Source organism: Vibrio sp. C8 (genome assembly GCF_054051265.1).
This window is the reverse complement of record NZ_JBPAOE010000022.1, coordinates 169,807-187,473: the sequence shown is the minus strand read 5'-3', so window position 1 is coordinate 187,473 and position 17,667 is coordinate 169,807. Positions and strand designations below refer to the sequence as shown.

At 43.5% G+C, this 17,667-nt stretch carries 15 protein-coding genes; 6 read left to right on the top strand and 9 right to left on the bottom strand.

The window, feature by feature from the left end; genetic code table 11:
- Positions 1-28: 28 nt before the first annotated feature.
- The 3 genes from ACRQQK_RS12220 to xylA form a co-directional block, all read right to left on the bottom strand.
- Entirely contained in the window at positions 29-262 is a 234-nt protein-coding gene (locus ACRQQK_RS12220) for a DUF2789 domain-containing protein (protein WP_167413689.1), read from the bottom strand.
- A gap of 221 nt (positions 263-483) precedes the next feature.
- On the bottom strand, positions 484-1,533 hold the full coding sequence (locus ACRQQK_RS12215) for a glycoside hydrolase family 43 protein (protein ID WP_457511766.1): 1,050 nt from the start codon (positions 1,531-1,533) through the stop codon (positions 484-486).
- Between the two features lie 99 nt (positions 1,534-1,632).
- Positions 1,633-2,952 (bottom strand): xylose isomerase, encoded by a 1,320-nt coding sequence (gene xylA, locus ACRQQK_RS12210; protein ID WP_457511764.1) that lies wholly within the window; start codon positions 2,950-2,952, stop codon positions 1,633-1,635.
- Between the two features lie 291 nt (positions 2,953-3,243).
- Here xylA and ACRQQK_RS12205 point away from each other — a divergent pair, with 291 nt between their 5' ends.
- Positions 3,244-4,671, top strand: a complete 1,428-nt coding sequence (locus ACRQQK_RS12205; protein WP_457512364.1) for a glycoside-pentoside-hexuronide (GPH):cation symporter — start codon at positions 3,244-3,246, stop codon at positions 4,669-4,671.
- A 109-nt stretch (positions 4,672-4,780) separates the two neighbouring features.
- On the opposite strand, the gene ACRQQK_RS12200 is transcribed toward ACRQQK_RS12205, so the two are convergent.
- From ACRQQK_RS12200 to ACRQQK_RS12190, 3 genes are all read right to left on the bottom strand, one after another.
- Entirely contained in the window at positions 4,781-6,496 is a 1,716-nt protein-coding gene (locus tag ACRQQK_RS12200) for a S8 family serine peptidase (RefSeq protein WP_457511762.1), read from the bottom strand.
- Between the two features lie 157 nt (positions 6,497-6,653).
- Positions 6,654-8,828 (bottom strand): esterase-like activity of phytase family protein, encoded by a 2,175-nt coding sequence (locus ACRQQK_RS12195; RefSeq protein ID WP_457511760.1) that lies wholly within the window; start codon positions 8,826-8,828, stop codon positions 6,654-6,656.
- 175 nt (positions 8,829-9,003) lie between these two features.
- Positions 9,004-9,759, bottom strand: a complete 756-nt coding sequence (locus tag ACRQQK_RS12190) for an SDR family NAD(P)-dependent oxidoreductase (protein WP_457511758.1) — start codon at positions 9,757-9,759, stop codon at positions 9,004-9,006.
- 130 nt (positions 9,760-9,889) lie between these two features.
- Between ACRQQK_RS12190 and ACRQQK_RS12185 the strand changes: the two genes are divergently transcribed.
- Both ACRQQK_RS12185 and ACRQQK_RS12180 read left to right on the top strand, forming a co-directional pair.
- Positions 9,890-10,810, top strand: a complete 921-nt coding sequence (locus ACRQQK_RS12185) for a LysR family transcriptional regulator (protein WP_457511756.1) — start codon at positions 9,890-9,892, stop codon at positions 10,808-10,810.
- 89 nt (positions 10,811-10,899) lie between these two features.
- Positions 10,900-12,024, top strand: coding sequence for a M14 family metallopeptidase (locus ACRQQK_RS12180; RefSeq protein ID WP_457511754.1), 1,125 nt, complete (start codon positions 10,900-10,902; stop codon positions 12,022-12,024).
- Positions 12,025-12,113: 89 nt separating this feature from the next.
- Here ACRQQK_RS12180 and ACRQQK_RS12175 read toward each other — a convergent pair whose 3' ends face one another.
- Positions 12,114-13,085: a diguanylate cyclase gene (locus ACRQQK_RS12175; protein ID WP_457511752.1), complete on the bottom strand. Its 972-nt coding sequence runs from the start codon at positions 13,083-13,085 to the stop codon at positions 12,114-12,116.
- 69 nt (positions 13,086-13,154) lie between these two features.
- Entirely contained in the window at positions 13,155-13,871 is a 717-nt protein-coding gene (locus ACRQQK_RS12170; protein ID WP_457511750.1) for a glutamine amidotransferase, read from the bottom strand.
- 201 nt (positions 13,872-14,072) lie between these two features.
- Here ACRQQK_RS12170 and ACRQQK_RS12165 point away from each other — a divergent pair, with 201 nt between their 5' ends.
- Together ACRQQK_RS12165 and yghU are read left to right on the top strand one after the other, a co-directional pair.
- A complete protein-coding gene (locus ACRQQK_RS12165; RefSeq protein WP_457511748.1) occupies positions 14,073-14,876 on the top strand; it encodes a MetQ/NlpA family ABC transporter substrate-binding protein in 804 nt (267 codons plus the stop codon).
- 212 nt (positions 14,877-15,088) lie between these two features.
- Positions 15,089-15,949 (top strand): glutathione-dependent disulfide-bond oxidoreductase, encoded by an 861-nt coding sequence (yghU, locus tag ACRQQK_RS12160; RefSeq protein WP_457511746.1) that lies wholly within the window; start codon positions 15,089-15,091, stop codon positions 15,947-15,949.
- A gap of 81 nt (positions 15,950-16,030) precedes the next feature.
- On the opposite strand, the gene ACRQQK_RS12155 is transcribed toward yghU, so the two are convergent.
- On the bottom strand, positions 16,031-16,717 hold the full coding sequence (locus ACRQQK_RS12155; RefSeq protein WP_457511744.1) for a DNA-3-methyladenine glycosylase I: 687 nt from the start codon (positions 16,715-16,717) through the stop codon (positions 16,031-16,033).
- 196 nt (positions 16,718-16,913) lie between these two features.
- Between ACRQQK_RS12155 and ACRQQK_RS12150 the strand changes: the two genes are divergently transcribed.
- Complete coding sequence (locus ACRQQK_RS12150; RefSeq protein ID WP_457511742.1) at positions 16,914-17,663, top strand: GntR family transcriptional regulator; 750 nt, start codon at positions 16,914-16,916, stop codon at positions 17,661-17,663.
- The last annotated feature ends 4 nt before the right edge of the window (positions 17,664-17,667 follow it).

The following is a 17,667-nucleotide window of genomic DNA, read 5'->3' as shown; positions in this document are numbered from 1 at the left end:
TCTATTAACGGATTCATTGGCTGGTCAGTTAGTCTCGCAACATATTATCGAGTTGATCCACTACCTCTGCCCAGTCGGCATCTTGTTCGATAGCTTGTTTCAAAAAATCCGATTGCGACCTTGTCCAAAAACTCGCTTTATGTATAGGAGATGAATCTCGCGTATGCCGGTGGCTCTTCACAAACTCTTTGATTTCTTTAGGTGAATGCCCTAAACCAAGCTGCTTAAATAGCTCTGGCATGCCGTGTTGATATATTTCCATTATCGACCTCCTAATAGCGTTCACTTACCTAAAGTATATACGCTACTCAGAAATTGATTGAGAAAGCCAAATGCGAGAGTTTTCCTGAAACAAAGCGGGTACTGATTGTATGCTAGCCCACGTTTTACGCCCATAACAAAGCGAGCCTTGGTGGCTCGCTTTTTACTTCTTGTTTAACCAGTCACTCTGGAATGTGGTAAAGGACTATCATTAATAGCGAACTAATCCAGATAGGGCTTAATGGTTTGGATTGAGCCGTCTGTATTATGATGAAGCTCGGTCATCTTGATGTTTCTCAAGTGAGTTTGACCGCCTGATAACGTGCTGTCATGGTAGAACAAGTACCATTTGCCTTGATACTGAACAATTGAGTGGTGAGTAGTCCAGCCTAGTACGGGTTCAAGAATCACGCCTTGATATTTAAATGGTCCATATGGCGAATCACTTGTCGCGTAGACAATCTTGTGCGTATCGCCTGTGGAGTACGAGAGGTAGTAAACATTGTTATGCTTATGAACCCAAGGGCCTTCAAAATAGCGGCGTTCTGTATCACTTGCTTTTAGCGGCTTACCATTTTCATCAACGATCAGTACGTCTCTTGGTTGCTCTTCTAAGCTCACCATATCTTTGGCTAGCTTCGCCATTTTAGGCATTAGAGAAGCTTGGTCATCTGCAGGGTAGTTGTCTTCACCATACTCACCTTGAGTCCAACGTTGCAGTTGTCCTCCCCAAATACCACCGAAGTACAAATAGTAATCTTGGTTGTCTTGGTATACCGCAGGGTCAATGCTGAAGGTGCCTTCAATATGCGTTTCTTCTGCTTTGAAAGGACCTGCTGGAGAATCCGATACAGCTGCACCTATATGAAAAACACCTTGCGCATTTTTAGCTGGGAAATATAGGTAATATTTGCCATCTTTTTCAGCTGCATCGGGCGCCCACATTTGTCGTTCTGCCCACTTTACATCTTTCACATCCAAAGCAAGGCCGTGGTCTGTCATTTCTTCTAGAGACTCATCGAGAGAGAAAACGTGGTAGTCAGACATATCAAAATGATCGCCATCGTCATTAAGTGGCTGATCGGTTTCAATGTCATGAGAAGGGTAGACGTAGATACGGTTATTAAACACATGGGCTGACGGGTCTGCCGTGTAAATGTGTTTTACCAGTGGAGGCGATATCGGTTTTAGCGAGTTGGCTCGGGCAAGATCAAGTTGAGTAATGCGTTCGGCATCGCTCAGTTCAGGATGTTCTACTGTTTGGTCCGTCATTAGTTGGTTTCTCTTATTGGAATTGATAAAAAATACCATGAGATGACGAGTCTGAGCTGAAAATCGTCATCTCAGACCGTCTTAATTAAGCGTTAATAGCTACTTATAGATAAAACCGTTAACGATATTTTCTAAGTACTCTTGGCGGCCAGATGCTTTTTCAGGAGCAATGGAATTTTCAACAGCGTAGTTTGCCACCGCTTCTAGCGACATGTCACCAGAAAGTATTTTTTTACCAAGATCTGTGTTCCAGCCTGCATAGCGTTGAGCGATGTTCTTAGATAAGAGATCATTTTCAATCATATCTGCCGCACGCTCTAGTGACAGGGCCATGGTATCCATGCCGCCAATATGACCGTGGAAGAAGTCTGCTAAATCTGTCGAAGGGCGACGAAGTCGGGCATCGAAATTGAAGCCACCTGTAGTGAAACCGCCAGCCTTTAAGATTTCATACATTACCAACGTGTTTTCTTCGACACTGTTCGGGAACTGGTCTGTATCCCAACCAAGTTGTGGGTCGCCTCGGTTTGCATCAATAGAACCAAAGACGCCTAGCGATGTTGCAGTGGCAACTTCATGTTGGAAACTATGGCCAGCAAGCGTTGCGTGGTTGGCTTCAATGTTAACTTTGATTTCTTTCTCTAATCCGAATTGCTTCAGGAAGCCATAAACGGTGGCCGTGTCGTAGTCATACTGATGCTTGGTTGGTTCTTGAGGTTTTGGTTCAATAAGAATAGAGCCTTTGAAGCCAATCTTATGTTTGTGTTCAACCACCATCTGCATCAAGCGACCAAGTTGTTCGCGTTCTTGACGAAGGTCGGTGTTAAGGAGAGTTTCATAGCCTTCGCGACCACCCCACAATACGTAGTTTTCACCACCTAGTCGTTGAGTTGCGCCCATTGCATTGAAGATTTGAGTCGCTGCATACGCGAATACTTTCGGATCAGGGTTTGAACCCGCACCTGCCATATAGCGAGGGTTGGAGAATGCGTTAGCCGTTCCCCACAACAGTTTGATTCCTGTCTCTTCTTGTTTGCGCTCTAGTACGTCGACCATCGTTTGGAAGTTATTGACGTACTCTTTCAGTGAATTACCTTCAGGTGCTACGTCAACATCATGGAAACAGTAGTATGGCGCGCCGAGTTTTGTGAAAAATTCAAATGCAGCGTCTGCTTTTACATAAGCAGCTTCCATTGAGTTTGAACTCTTTAACCATTCATGTTCAAAGGTGCCTGTACCAAATACATCTGAGCCGCCCCAGCCAAAGTTGTGCCAGTAAGCCACTGCAAATCTAAGGTGTTCTTGCATGCTTTTTCCAAGAATCATCTTATTCGCATCGTAATGGCGAAATGCTAGGGGGTTAGTCGAATCTTTTCCTTCGAACTGGATTTTATTTATACCTTTAAAGTATTCAGTCATTGTGTAATTCCAATAGTTTCATATGGGCTTTATTCTCTGACAAATTTAAAGGTTTTGTTTTTTCTATCAATTATGTTTTTTAATACTGGTATTCCTCTATTTTACAAGTGTGTTAAATATCCCAGAAATACTATTAATTCATCACTAATATGCATGTAACTCATTGATTTAAGTGTTTTGAATCATGAGTTTTTTCTGTGCTGTTCACACAAGTGAAATATCGTAAAAGCATTACTAATTTGTGCAAGTTGATTATATTTTTGTGGATAAACAAAATATTTATCGGTGAAAATGTATCCTGGAGTAAATATAAAAATGAATATGGCTAATACCGATAAATTATCAATAAAGGAAAAGGTCGCCTACGGATTAGGTGACACAGGGTGTAACTTTGTATGGCAAACTGTCATGCTTTTTTTAGCTTACTTCTATACCGACATTTATGGTTTATCCCCAGCGCATATGGGTACCATGTTTCTGATCGTTCGTTTTATTGATGCCGTCACTGATCCTGTTATGGGTTCTATTGTTGATAGAACTCAGTCAAAACATGGGCGTTACAGACCTTATCTGTTATGGATGGCTGTGCCTTTTGGCGCGGCTTGTATGTTCGCTTTCTTCACGCCAAATGTTGGCGAAGTGGGTAAAATTGTATACGCGTATGCGTCCTACATCTTCCTGACGTTAATGTATACCGCTATCAACGTCCCTTACTGTGCAATGGCAAATGCTATGACGAATGACTCCGCTGAGCGTACGTCATTACAGTCTTACCGTTTTGCGTTAAGTACAGCTGGTGGACTTGTGGTTGCTATGGTGGCTTTACCACTGGTAGACATCATTGGCCAAGGGGATGAGCAAAAAGGATACCTTGGTGCCATGGCTATTATGGGCATTGGCGCAATTGCTTTGTTCTTCTTCAGTTTCTCAAACACCAAAGAGCGTTATGTGCCTCAAGAAGAAAAACAGTCCGTATTTAAAGATCTAAAATTGCTGGCGAAGAATAGCCAATGGAGAGTGTTGTTCGTTGTTAACGTTGTGCTGCTGACGGGCGTTGTACTTAAAGGTGCATCAACCATGTATTACGTAAAAATTGTGATGGGCAGAGCTGACTTGGCAACTATTTTCATGGTTTGTGGCATGCTGGCAAACATCGTTGGCGCTATCTTATCTGCTCCGCTGTTAGGTAAGTACGACAAGCCAACGGTCTACAAAATTCTTATTGTTATATCTGGTATTCTTTCTGCGATGATTTACTTGGTTGAACCATCAAACATCGTAGCGGTTTTCTCATTAGTGATTTTGCTCGGCATAGTACAGATGGCAACTACGCCAATTCTGTGGAGTATGATGTCTGACGTTGTTGATTACGAGAAAACACGCAGCAATCGTTCACTGAGTGGAATGGTGTTTTCAACCAACCTATTCGCTATCAAACTTGGTATTGCTATTGGTGGAGCAGGCGTGGGTTGGATTCTTGCTTGGGCTGGCTATCAAGGTGGTGCAGAAGTGCAAACTGATGAAGCGGTTAATGCCATCAATCTTCTGTTTACCGTGCTACCGGGTGTGTTCTTTGCGTCGCTAGCGGTGTTTATGTTGTTCTATAAGCTCGACAACAAAAAGTTGGGTGAAATAAAACAAGAGTTGGTAAAACAACAAGAGAAAGAGCAACCAGCTACTTTCGTCCCTGAAATTAAAGAGCAAGAAGCACTCGCATAATTCATCGGAGTTACACTCTTCTCACAACAAATAGTTTTACAACAAATAAGAAAGCCCCTGATTTCAGGGGCTTTCTCTGGTCATTCACCTTAATTATCCATCAAGAATACTAAGGTTTGTAAATGATCACTGACTCATTTTGAACACTGGTAAATACCACGCTGGCTTTCTTCTTCGCGAGTTCAATTTCACATTGTGTTTGTGTACATGAGCCTCCAGACTCAGACCATGTTCCTGAAATATTTGCACCGAAGCTATATGAGACTCTCGCAATCCAAGTTTTGCCCATACTAATACTTTCTGTCACGATGGCAGGAGATTCGCTGACATTGACAGTATTCTCATACACATCCACGGCTCCCTTATCGTCAGTAACGGTGAGAGTCACGTTATAGGAAGCGTAAGTACCGTAAACATGAGCGACAATATCACCAGCTCCAAATGAAGAATCGCCAAAATTCCATTCGTAAGAAACAATGGTGCCGTCACTATCTGTTGAAGCAGAAGCATCAAAGGTACAGGTAAGATCGATACAGTTTGCATTGAATTGAGCCGTTGGTGGAACATTTTCATTACTACTATTCACATCAATTAATGTCGGTACAAAAGCGGCACTTTGAATATCGAGTAGTGGCTCTTTGACACCGTCGGGGCTGGTATCTACCCAGTTACTATTTCCCTTTGTGATAAGGATATTTTCGATTTGAGTTGGTTCATTTTCCTTGCTGGCTAATAGCGCTGCTGCTCCGGCAACATGGGGAGATGCCATTGATGTTCCGCTAATCGTACCGTAGCTTCCTTTTTCAATTGGGTAAGTTGAGGTAATACATACACCAGGGGCGGCGATGTCTACAGGTGCTCCCCAATTACTAAAATTGGCTAAAGTATCATCTTCGTCTGATCGACATGTAGCAGAACCATAGCCGCCTTCTAGCCCATCAAAATCAGCGAGAGCGGAAACTGTAAATGCAAACGGTGCGTTTGCTGGGGTAAAGTCTGCGCTATCGGCATTTGAGTTCCCGGCAGCTACGACAACAAATACACCTGCTTCAAAGGCTGTTTTAATAGCGCTATCCATTGCGCTGCTTTGTCCGCTACCGCCTAAACTCATATTGATTACTTCGATATTGCCCTGTTTTACCACCCAGTCGATACCGGCAATGATTCCAGCCAGGGAACCTGAACCCGCTGAATCCAAAACTTTAACCGCCCACAAACGTACTCCTGGCGCGATACCGACAACTCCAAAATCATTATCTAAGGCACCAATGGTTCCTGCGACATGAGTACCATGGTAATGGTCGTCATCGTAGTTTTTGGTTTCATCGCAATAGTAAGTTCGATTCCATGGAGATTTCCCTGAGTAACTTAGACAGTTCGCACCGCCAACCACGTTAAGGTCTGGGTGGTCAATATCAATACCCGTATCAAGTACTGCGACATCTGCGTCTACATGTTGATCATCGGTATTGTTGATGCTCAGAGTTACTTCGTTTGCGAAAATTCGCTCAACACCAGTGGGGAATGTTTGCACAAATGCTGTTATCGGTAGGTCTTGTTCCACATACAACACATTAGGGTTGTTTAAGATTCCTTTTAACGCTTGCTCTGGAATTGAAATAGAAAAACCTCGTATGGCATTTTCATAAATATAGCCAACACGACCATTTGCTTGCTGTGCAATGTCACTAGCCACTGCAGAAGGAATCGTACTTGGCTTGAGTACAACAATATATTTGTTTAAAAGGTCTGCATTTTGAGCATAGCTCGTTGATATAAAGAAGGTTGTTAGCATTAAAAGCAAAACATTGCGCATGATATTCATGACCGCTCACCTTAAACGTCTTTTAAATATTACTGATAGTATAGTTAATAAGCGTGAGATTGGTCTTAATACTAAAGTGTTGCTTTGGGAGTGAACGAATTAAAAAGCGAGCCGCTTAGGCTCGCTTGGAGAGTAGTATTCTGACTCTGAAGAGAACTTAGAACTTGTCTACTTTGAAGAAAAGGGTTTCACCACTGCTGTCGTCTACACCATCATTGTCGGTGACTGCATAACCCTGACCGGATGCATCGATAGTGAAACCTTCGATTTTATCAACCACATAGCCTTTCGCTGCTTTTAGTTCAGGCAGGAAATCGTGAATCAAGGTTTTGCTTACTGTAGGTAACTGAGAGCTTAATGGCGCCGGTTTTAACTCTGAAAGTGCAACCTTATAAAGACGTTTGACTTTCGCATCGCTATCCAGCTGATTATCACGCTCAACAATGTAGGCGTTGTTTCCGTAGATAGTGATTTCAGACAGACCAATCCAACCTTTCTGCGCGCTTTCTAATGGATATTTGACTGCACCCCATTGTTTGCTCTGCGTGTTGTAAGAGAGCAATTTAACGCTATTCTTGTCATCATCTTTCCAAGGGCGTTGAATCGCTACCCATAGAGTATCACCATGAATTGCAATGCCTTCAGAGCCAAATCGTTCTTGATATTGAAGTAGTTCTTCAGGAAAAGGAATCGTTTGATCAATACTGCCTTTGTTTGTTACATGAAGCAGCTGATGTGGGACGGATTTTTGAGCATTGCCTTCTGAAGCCAGCCAGTATCCGCCTTTTGGATCAACCGCAATGCCTTCTAAATCGAGCTTCTCTGCTGCTTTTCCAACATCAGTGATTATCATCTTATTGGTTATGAGAGCAGGGGTTTGATTGGCATCGATCGTAAAGATAGCTGGCTGAGCGGAATAAAAACTATCGCTGATCGCGTAAAGTTTTCCTGCTTGAGTTAAATCCGCAGCAAGCCCCGACAACGCTCCCCAGCCGATAGGACGATGGTCATTGTCCATTGTGGATTGAATCATAGGGTAGGCCGGTGCTGTATTCGTCCATTGATAAATCATCACATGAGAGCGGGCACCTTTGTCTTTCACCATGTCTTCTTCGTTTGCAGTCGCAATCAGACCTCGTTTTGGAATCGCAATTGCGGATTCAGGTGCGATGCCAGAAGGCAGCATTTGAACAAGTTCTGGCTCGGCTCCTGTATCACGATATACACCCATAATTGAGCCACGTTCAGACATAACAAATATGTACGTATCGTTGCCGAATTTTGCAACTTCAATCCCTTCTGGCTCAGCGCCTTTTTTACCTGAACGTTTTTCTGGGTAATGACCCGCTTTGACCACTTCGTATTCAAAACTCGCTCCGCTTTCAAACAGAACTTCGCCTTGTTTGTTGAAAATGGTAAAGCCGCGAGCGCCGCCTTTGTAGTCGCCTTCGTTCGCTATGACGAAACGGTCATTGTCGAGCCATTTTACTGAATCGGGTTCTCTGCGTACGTTAGTTAGCGATTGGTTGAAAGTCAGCGCGCCATCTTTCTTGATATCAATATTCTTTAGATCAACGGTGCCTGCCGAGAAATGATGGATGACTTTTCCAGATTCCGCATCAATGATGGCGATGTGGTTGTTTTCCTGAAGTGTCAGCGCTATTTGATTGTTATCGTTGAAAGCGACAAATTCCGGCTCAGGATCGGTTGGTGCAATCTCGGCGATGCCTGTTAAATCGACTTTCTTGATGCTCGCGCAATCAAGTTTGTTGTTTGTGATTGGAACAATCGAAAGATAACCCGCAGGCATTTGTGGCAATTCGCCATCGTTAAGCTCTTCGTCACGCTCGTTCTCTATCGCAACGGCAACAAAACGCCCATCTTTTGATACCGCCACAGAATCAGGCTGTCCGCCCAAATCACACTTTTGAATCAGCTTATGGCCCGCGATGGAAACAGCGGCCAGATAACCTGAAGGTTCAGTGAAACTTTTCGAAGTATTAACACCCGCAACCACCATTTTGCCGATTGCTGCTACTGATGTCGGTTCACCTTGTAAATCAAGGAACCCCGCAGCTAAAGGCTGATTTGGCTTTTTAATGTCGATGAAACCAATACCACCCATCGGGCTGTCGGAATAGATCAAAGTATTGCCATCTTCCGATGCGGTTATGATCTCTGATGAAGTCACCGATGATTTCGCTTTACCAGCAGGAATGTTGTCTGCTACTGCAAATGTAGCAATTCGTTGAAATGATTCTGCATGCGCAAAAGATGAAGCGGCTGCAATCGTTGCCGCAAGTAATGTGGTTTTTAAATATTTGACTTCCATGCCTTATTCCCAGTTATTTAGACTTAGCCGATTACGCTAGACGGGCTGTGTGTCAGTTGCATGAGAGTTTTATGTTGTTATGTTTACACCGTTTGAAACTGCAGCACCATGTCTAATTTATAACTGGGATTGGAGAATGTGGGGCACAGTCAAACTATGCCCTTCGTATCAGAAATTAAAGAATCATACCGCCTGACGCCTCAATTCGTTGACCTGTTACCCAGTCAAAACCTTCGCTAAACATAGATGAAATGATTTTTCCAATATCGTCAGCTTCACCGACACGTCCGAGAGCAGTAACCGATGACACCATCGCTTGTGCCTGTTGATTATCACGAATTGCACCGCCTCTAAAATCGGTTGCGATAGCCCCAGGAGCAAGCGTGTTCACTCGAATGTTTTTTGTCGCAAACTCTTTCGCCATATAGCGAGTCATTACTTCCACAGCACCTTTAGCCATGGCATAGGACGCAGATCCGGGGAAAGAAAATCGCGTTAAACCAGAAGATACATTCACGATATGACCGCCTGATTTGATTAGCGGAAGCATCTTTTGAGTGAAAACAAACGGGCCTTTCACATGGGTGTTAAACATCTCTTCGAGATCTTCAATACTCGTTTCTTCGATGGAGGCATGCAAACCGGTGCCTGCATTGTTTAGCAAATAGTCTATATCAGAGCGCGCAAACTGCTCTTGTAGGATCTTCGAAATGGAACGTTCAAATGCAGCGAACGATGCGGTATCACGTATATCACATTGCAAAGCGACTGCTTTTTGTCCCAAGTGTTGGATTTCGGCAACGACTTCCAGCGCCGCTTGTTGGTTACTGTGATAGGTGAAAATGATGTCGACGTTTTTCTCTGCCAATTTAAGCGCAGCGCTTTTGCCTAAACCGCGACTGCCACCAGTTATCAGTGCAATTTTGTTCATGTTTTTACCTTTTGAGCTCAGTTGTTGGGTTCGTTTATACGTTACTCTTCGGTATTGGATTGAAAAATAGCGGCAATCAGACAACACTGTTCGTATTAAATGAACAATAACCAGTAGGTAAACAGGGCTGATGGATAAGATAGAAACGATGAAGCGTTTTATTGCTGTTGCTCAAACTGGCAGTTTTACTCAAGCTTCCAATCAACTTGGCGTGCCGAAATCAGCGATTTCTATGTCGGTGAGCCGTTTGGAAGAGCATTTACAGACGAGGTTATTAAGACGCAGCACGCGGCAGGTATCATTAACAGAAGCTGGCGAACGCTATTTATCTCAAAGTCAGAGACTGATTGACGAGCTAGAAGGGTTAGAGAATCAGTTTCAACGTGAAAGTAATGAACTGAGCGGTGTGATAAAAGTGGATATGCCAAGCCGCTTCTTTTCTACTGTCGTTGCTCCCAATCTTCATCAATGGTTCGAGCTTCACCCGAAAACTCAGTTGAGATTAGTCGGTGCAGACTATCGAATTGATCTAATCAAAGAGCGCATCGACTGTGTAATTCGTGGTGGAGTATTGGAAGATAGCAATTTGATTGCGCGGCATTTGGGCGACATTGAAATGATTAACTGTGTTAGTCCAAGTTATGTTGAGAGATATGGATTGCCAACTCAATTGAACCAGCTTGATCAGCATTTTGTGGTGGATTACGCACCTGAGCAGAGTGCACAACAGACTGGTTTTGAGTACGTCAAAAATAACAAAACGCATTTTGTGTCAACCAAGAGCCTTATCTCGGTCAGTACAACAGATGCCTATCTGTCTGCGTGTCTTAATGGTTTAGGTATTATCCAATTACCTAAGTGGGGAGTTCAGGAGCAAATCGCCAAAGAGGCGTTGATTGAAGTACTGAGTGATTATGTTTGTATGCCGATGCCAATGTCGGTGCTCTATGAGTCTCGCCATCAACAGCCAAGAAGAATAAGAGAGTTTATTGACTGGTTAACCCTGCTATTTGAGCGATTTAGCCGCAATGAACCAGATACAAAGTTGTAATCTTTAGAACATTCTTTTAACTGATGGTTTATATTGATAAATTAGATAAAACACCGAACAACCAAGACACAGAGCAATATAGTGACTTTATGAAAATATTTAGTAATTTTGACGCGGGCAACATTGAAGTTATCAACGCTGAAAATCGTGAAGATATTCAATTGTCGATCAAACGTGATAACGAGACTGAAATTGCTCAATGGTTTTTCTTTCGAGTAGAAAGTGAAGCCAACACAGAACACAAGTTCCGCATAACGAATCTAGCAAAATCGGCTTATCCAGAAGGTTGGGACGGTTACGATGTGGTGGCTTCTTACGATCGTGAAGAGTGGTTCCGTGTGCCAGCTTCTTATGACGGCGACAACCTGAGTTTCTCGATTCTGCCAGAGTACGATTCGATCTACTTCGCCTATTTTGCGCCGTACAGTTATGAGCGTCATTTGGACTTGTTGCATCAAGCTCAAATGCACCCACAAACCAAACTTCAAACGCTAGGTCAAACACTGGATAGCCGTGACATCAGTCTGTTAACGATTGGTGAGCCAAGTGCTGAGAAGAAAAATATCTGGATTACTGCACGTCAGCATCCGGGTGAAACCATGGCTGAATGGTTTGTGGAAGGTTTGCTGCAGCGCTTACTCGATAACACTGACACAGTAGCGAATGCTCTGCTTGAAAAAGCGGTGTTCTACATTGTGCCAAACATGAACCCAGATGGCAGCGTTCGTGGTCACCTGAGAACTAACGCGATTGGTATCAACCTTAACCGTGAATGGCAATCACCGTCATTAGAGAAAAGCCCTGAGGTTTACTACGTTCGTCAGCGAATGATAGAAACGGGTGTTGATCTGTTCCTCGATATTCACGGTGATGAAGCAATCCCTTATAACTTTGTGGCTGGTGCAGAAGGTGTTCCAAGTTACAACGAGAAAATGGCTAACCTTGAAGCTCTGTTTAAGCAAGCATTAACCTTTATTACACCAGAGTTTCAGGATGAATTTGGTTACGATAAAGATGAACCGGGTAAAGCAAATCTGACCGTTGGTTCGAACTGGGTTGCCGAAGAATTTAAGTGTCTGTCTTACACCTTAGAGATGCCGTTCAAAGATCATAACTGCCATCCTGATGAGCTTTATGGCTGGTCTCCTGAGCGCAGTGTGGCCTTTGGTCAAGATGTACTGGCCGCTATTCCTGCGGTAATTGACCACTTGTAAGGTACAAACCGTAATCGATAAAAGGCACGTCAGTACTCTGACGTGCCTTTGTTGTATTTGGTGGAAATGCAGACGTAGGATTAAGCTAATTAATTTATTTTACAAGATACTCGATTTTTTCCTCGGCGCTTTGCGTCGTATAGTGCGAGGTCAGCGCGATGGTATATGTCTTCCATCCCGGCATCACTTTCAGTGAAATAACTTAAGCCGATACTAATGGAGACTCGCGTATCGGAAAGCTCTTCGTGTAAGAGTGTGTTGGATACCGCATCTACCAACCTCTCTGCAAACGCGACGGGAGAAATCTCGTCAGTATGCTTGAGAATAATACCAAACTCATCGCCGCCAAGCCGTCCAATAGCGTCAGTTTTACGCACTTTGAGTTTGCATATCTCCGCGACTTTGCGGATCGCTTCATCACCTAGGCTGTGCCCGTAGGAGTCATTAATCCGTTTGAAATTATCAATATCAACCACAAGGAAGCAGTAGTTTTCATGGTAACGCTTGAAGGCATAAAATGCGTCGTTAAGCGTTTCAAACAGCTTTCTTCGATTGAGTGTTTTGGATAAATCATCCACTTCAGATTGATAGAGCAATTGCTGCTCAATATGGTATCGAGCGGTAATATTGCGAGCTACCCACACTACAGCTCTTTCACCATAGCGTAATGATTTTAGAGGGCTGACGCGTCCTTCAAAACGCAGTTCCCCAATCGGGCCACTTGCTTCATCGACCGTATCTACATCATCTGCTGATAATGAATATTCAAAAACTTTGACGCAATCGCAATCAAGCGTTTCTTTAATTCGATCTTTAAACCAAGCTGCCTTTTCTGCTGGAAGAACATTGTCGAGGGTTAGCCCCTTTAAAGATGAGCCGTCATGGTAAAGTTCGGAGTTTTCACCACCAAATATCGCCGCATAGCGACCAGATTCAGTGAGAACAAAAACCAAATCAGGCAGAGCTGAAATTACCGCAGCGTATTCTTCGCATTCATAACACTGTCTATCCGTATGTTCTACTTTCACGTAGTTCCAACCCTTTCCAATAGGCCTAATCATAAGCTGAACCACTCACATTCATAACAAAATTGGCTCAACTGTTGATATTTTAGCTCATGTTTTTAAAGTCTAAGGGTGATCCATACGTGATTTACACATACTGGCGAATCTTACTAGAATTTGTTTCGCCTGTTCTGTTTCAGCGACCTGTTCGAGCTTGCTTGTGTAGCTATCGGCAATCGCTTCTTTTAAGCCCTCTAACGAGTCTCGCATGATGTCGCTGGTAAATTCTGGATGGAATTGAACGCCCCAAGTGCAGCTTCCGGCACGGAAGGCATGATGGTCATCAAGTTCACTTTTTGCGAGGCAAACCGCATTTGGTGGTAGTTGTTGAACCGATTGGAAATGCACTGTTTGAGCTGCAAAGCTTGCTGGGAGTGACTCAAACAATGGATCATTACTTGCGCTCGGTAAACGCTCCAACTCTACCGTTCCAATTTCCAGACCTTTCGGGTTATAACCCACAGCACCACCAAGAGCCTGGGCTATTAGTTGGTGACCAAAGCAAATACCAAGAAGAGGAATTCTCTTTTCAGTGAGGGCAACGATGTCGTTTGATAATTTCAGCATCCAATCGGTCTTGTCCGTCACCATAGAAAGTGAACCCATGATGATGACACCTGCCAAAGAATCATATGCAGGTAAAGCGTTGCGAGTTCCATCTAGGAAGGTCACAGGGACATTGACCTCACTGATGGATCTTTTTGCCCAGAGCTCAAAATCGCCGTATTTCTTGAGTTGTTGTTCAGGAGCCTGACCAACATTAATTATCAGTAACGTTTTCATAAATTCCTTTTTCTGACTTCCTGCTACTTTGGCTAATTTAGTGAAAACGAAATGTGAGTTCAATCGCTATTTGTTGCGCTTTAAGAAAAGGACCGCGGGAACTATCTTATAGCAAATTTTTAGTTGCATATTACTTCGTCATCGATAATATAGCTGTTTAGACGGCTATACGTCTCTATGTTTGGGTAAGGAATAAATAAAATGAACGGATATAAAAAACTCTCTCAGTTGGGCTTAGTGGCATCGTTGGTTTTCGGCTTAACCGCTTGTGGTCAGAAAGAGAGTGATGAAATCTCTGTTGGTGCAACAGTTGGCCCTCATGCACAGGTAGTAGAAGCTGTTGCAAAAGAGGCAGCTAAACAGGGTTTAAAAGTGAAAGTAGTCGAGTTCTCTGACTACATTACGCCAAACGCGGCGTTGGAAGATGGCAGTATTGATTTGAACAGCTATCAGCATCTTCCTTTCCTAAACAATTACAACAATAGCCAAGGTTCACACCTTGTATCTATTGGCGAATCTATCTTAATGCGGATGGGTATTTACTCTAATAAATACAAATCGTTAGAAGAGTTGCCAGAGAATGCGCGTATTGCCATTCCAAATGATCCGACCAACGGTGGTCGTGGCTTACTGCTGTTTGCTGAGGCTGGTTTGATTACCTTGAAAGCGGATGCAGGCTTTAAAGCGACGCTAAACGATATCGTTGAAAATCCGAAAGACTTCGAGTTCTTGGAAGTGGATGCGGCGCAACTTCCACGTACTTTGGATGACGTTGATGCTGCGGCTATCACGATGAACTACGTAATGTCTGCGGGTTTGGATCCTAAGAAACAGGGTATCTACCTAGAATCGAAACAAGCTCCTCTTGCGGTCATGGTGATTGCAAGTCGTGAGAAAGACAAAGATAACGAAGCGTACAAGAAATTCGTAGAGATCTACCAATCACAGGCGATTCGTGACTACATGCAACAAACCTTTAATGGCACGATTGAGCCAGCGTTCTAATTGCTCTGATTCCCGTAGTAGCATCTGTTACTGCGGGAACTCAAATCTCCGCTTTGATTGTTCCTCCCTCTCTATATAATTTCTTCTCCCTTGCAAGAATTTATTGTTATAACTAAAAATTCACAAAAGACTTTATCTGCAATAATTAGCCCCTATATCTTAAGGAGTCGTAAATCGAATATCGAATACGTAAACCAAGAGAAGGATCAACCATGGCAAGTGAATATATCCCACCAAAAGTCTGGACAATGGACAGCGAGAATGGTGGTCAATGGGCGAGCATCAACCGACCGGATTCAGGTGCTCGTTTTGAAAGAGAACTTCCAGTGGGCTCTCACCCAATCCAGCTTTACTCAATGGGTACGCCAAATGGTCAGAAAGTGACTATCATGCTTGAAGAGCTGCTTACTCTGGGCGTGACAGAAGCAGAATATGATGCGTTTTTGATTCGCATTGGAGACAGTGACCAGTTCAGTTCTGGCTTTGTTGCAGTAAACCCGAACTCGAAAATTCCAGCAATGGTTGACCGTTCAGGTGGTGAACCTGTAAACGTATTCGAATCTGGTAATATTTTGTTTTATCTGGCAGAGAAGTTTGGTCATTTCCTTCCTAAAGAAGGAGCTGCACGTGCTGAAGTAATGAACTGGTTATTCTGGCTTCAAGGTTCTGCACCTTATCTTGGTGGTGGCTTTGGCCACTTCTACGCTTACGCGCCAGAGAAATTTGAATATCCAATTAACCGTTTTGCAATGGAAACAAAGCGTCAGCTTGACGTTCTTGATAAGCAACTGGCTAAGCATACTTTTATTGCTGGTGAAGAAATCAGTATTGCAGATATCGCTATCTGGCCTTGGTACGGTAACCTTGTACTAGGCAAAGCATACAATGCTGGTGAGTTCTTGGATGTTGAGTCTTACAAGCACGTTCAGCGTTGGGCGAAAATGATGTTAGAACGTCCTGCGGTTCAACGTGGTCGAATTGTAAACCGTACTTTTGGTGAAGAGTGGGAGCAAGTCGAAGAGCGCCACAGCGCCGCAGACATTGACGCGGTATTGAGTAAGCAACCTAAATAATTATTTCAGTGTTGATAAACAAAAGGGAGAGTCTTTGGAGACTCTCCCTTTTTTGCATGATTACTGTGTGTATAAATCACGTTAGATTCGGTTATCACCAGTGCTATAAGCGATGATCTGACTTATTTCGCTCAGGCTACGTCCGGACTCTTCACGCCATTGGCAGAATGCTTGATTGGCTGCGGCCATGGCTCGTTTGGTTGTCTTCGCGCTATCAATAACGCCAGTGTTACGAAGGTATGCTTCAACATCGGTAGAGAAGATAAAAGTATCCGCCCCCATAGTACGTAGCGTGTATGGCCCCGTGTTACCACCTAGGCGGTCACCGTGTTTTTTAATGTGTTCCCAAAGGCCGGTAATGTTGTCTAACGGCCAGTTTGCCACCATTTCACTGAAAGAACCGTGTTCGGCTCTGGCTTCATAAATCATACGGGCATTGCGCGGAATCGACATGACTTTGATTAAATGGCGGATGATGCGTGGGTCTTGCGCTTTTTCTTCCCACACTTCGTCAGACAGCATTAGCAGAGGCTCAATTTTGAAGCCGAAGAAAAGCTCTTCGAAGTTTGGCCATTTCTTTCTCACTACATCCCAAGAGATACCCGATTGAAACACTTTCATGCTGAACGCAGATAACCAACGGTCTTCAGGTATCGCAGCAAGCTCAGTTTTACTTAATGGCGTGCTAAGCAGTTTTTCTAATTGGTCTTCGCCACCTTTACGATCGACGGCTCGTTGATAAATAGATGAAAATTTTTCGACTGTCATGTTTGAAGGCTCGTGTTTAGTTTTAGAAATAAATACTAGCAAAGTGATAAACGATCGGCACGTGAAAGAGGGATAGGGCGTGTTGCGAGTCATTTTAAAAATTTTGAAATCAGACCATAGTTTTGACTATCGATTGGAATACTATCTATGGTAAGCTGGCGCTAAATTGGTATAACAAGTGGTTTAAGAGATTAATATGGAACCGAATATTAAGCTTTATCAAAAAATCGCCAATCACTTTAAAACTGAAATCTTTAATGGCGTTTACAAAGTTGGGGATATGCTTCCTGCTGAACGAGTGATCGCTGAGCAGATGGAAGTGAGTCGAACCGTGATTCGCGAAGCAATGATAATGCTTGAAGTTGAAGGCTATGTTGAGGTGCGCAAAGGCTCGGGTATTCGAGTGATTAACACGCAGGTTGACAACGTAGTACCGGACATCGCGCAGGCGGTGGGCGATTTCGGTTTCATGCTCACTTGTGGTCCGTTTGAACTGCTACAGGCTCGCCAGTTATTTGAAAGCAATATTGCCGAATTTGCCGCGACTCAAGCGACCAAGCAAGATTTGGTTGCTTTGATGAAGATTCAAGAACAAGCGAAGCAAGACGATTACTCACGTGATTCCTACTGGGATATTGAATTCCATATTCAGATGGCTCGTTGTACACAAAACTCGGTAGTGGTACATATTGCGGAGATGTTGTCTAAGCATCGTGAAAACAATCCATATTGGAAGAAACTTCACGAGCACATTGAAGACAATAAGATTCGTGGCTGGTGTAGCGATCACGATGAAATTGTAAAAGCGTTAATCAAGAGAGATGCGGTAGCCGCACGTCAGGCAGCTTGGCAGCACATTGAAAATACCAAGACCATGCTGTTTGATGCTTCCAATGATGATTATGATCGTTTCTTGTTCTCAGAAAGCCCAATTACTACGTCATAGAAGT

Coding starts and splice junctions, on each gene's coding strand:
- ACRQQK_RS12220 (WP_167413689.1), bottom strand. CDS start 262: ATGGAAATATATCAACACGGCATGCCAGAGCTATTTAAGCAGCTTGGT.
- ACRQQK_RS12215 (WP_457511766.1), bottom strand. CDS start 1,533: ATGACGGACCAAACAGTAGAACATCCTGAACTGAGCGATGCCGAACGC.
- xylA (WP_457511764.1), bottom strand. CDS start 2,952: ATGACTGAATACTTTAAAGGTATAAATAAAATCCAGTTCGAAGGAAAA.
- ACRQQK_RS12205 (WP_457512364.1), top strand. CDS start 3,244: ATGTATCCTGGAGTAAATATAAAAATGAATATGGCTAATACCGATAAA.
- ACRQQK_RS12200 (WP_457511762.1), bottom strand. CDS start 6,496: ATGAATATCATGCGCAATGTTTTGCTTTTAATGCTAACAACCTTCTTT.
- ACRQQK_RS12195 (WP_457511760.1), bottom strand. CDS start 8,828: ATGGAAGTCAAATATTTAAAAACCACATTACTTGCGGCAACGATTGCA.
- ACRQQK_RS12190 (WP_457511758.1), bottom strand. CDS start 9,759: ATGAACAAAATTGCACTGATAACTGGTGGCAGTCGCGGTTTAGGCAAA.
- ACRQQK_RS12185 (WP_457511756.1), top strand. CDS start 9,890: ATGGATAAGATAGAAACGATGAAGCGTTTTATTGCTGTTGCTCAAACT.
- ACRQQK_RS12180 (WP_457511754.1), top strand. CDS start 10,900: ATGAAAATATTTAGTAATTTTGACGCGGGCAACATTGAAGTTATCAAC.
- ACRQQK_RS12175 (WP_457511752.1), bottom strand. CDS start 13,085: ATGATTAGGCCTATTGGAAAGGGTTGGAACTACGTGAAAGTAGAACAT.
- ACRQQK_RS12170 (WP_457511750.1), bottom strand. CDS start 13,871: ATGAAAACGTTACTGATAATTAATGTTGGTCAGGCTCCTGAACAACAA.
- ACRQQK_RS12165 (WP_457511748.1), top strand. CDS start 14,073: ATGAACGGATATAAAAAACTCTCTCAGTTGGGCTTAGTGGCATCGTTG.
- yghU (WP_457511746.1), top strand. CDS start 15,089: ATGGCAAGTGAATATATCCCACCAAAAGTCTGGACAATGGACAGCGAG.
- ACRQQK_RS12155 (WP_457511744.1), bottom strand. CDS start 16,717: ATGACAGTCGAAAAATTTTCATCTATTTATCAACGAGCCGTCGATCGT.
- ACRQQK_RS12150 (WP_457511742.1), top strand. CDS start 16,914: ATGGAACCGAATATTAAGCTTTATCAAAAAATCGCCAATCACTTTAAA.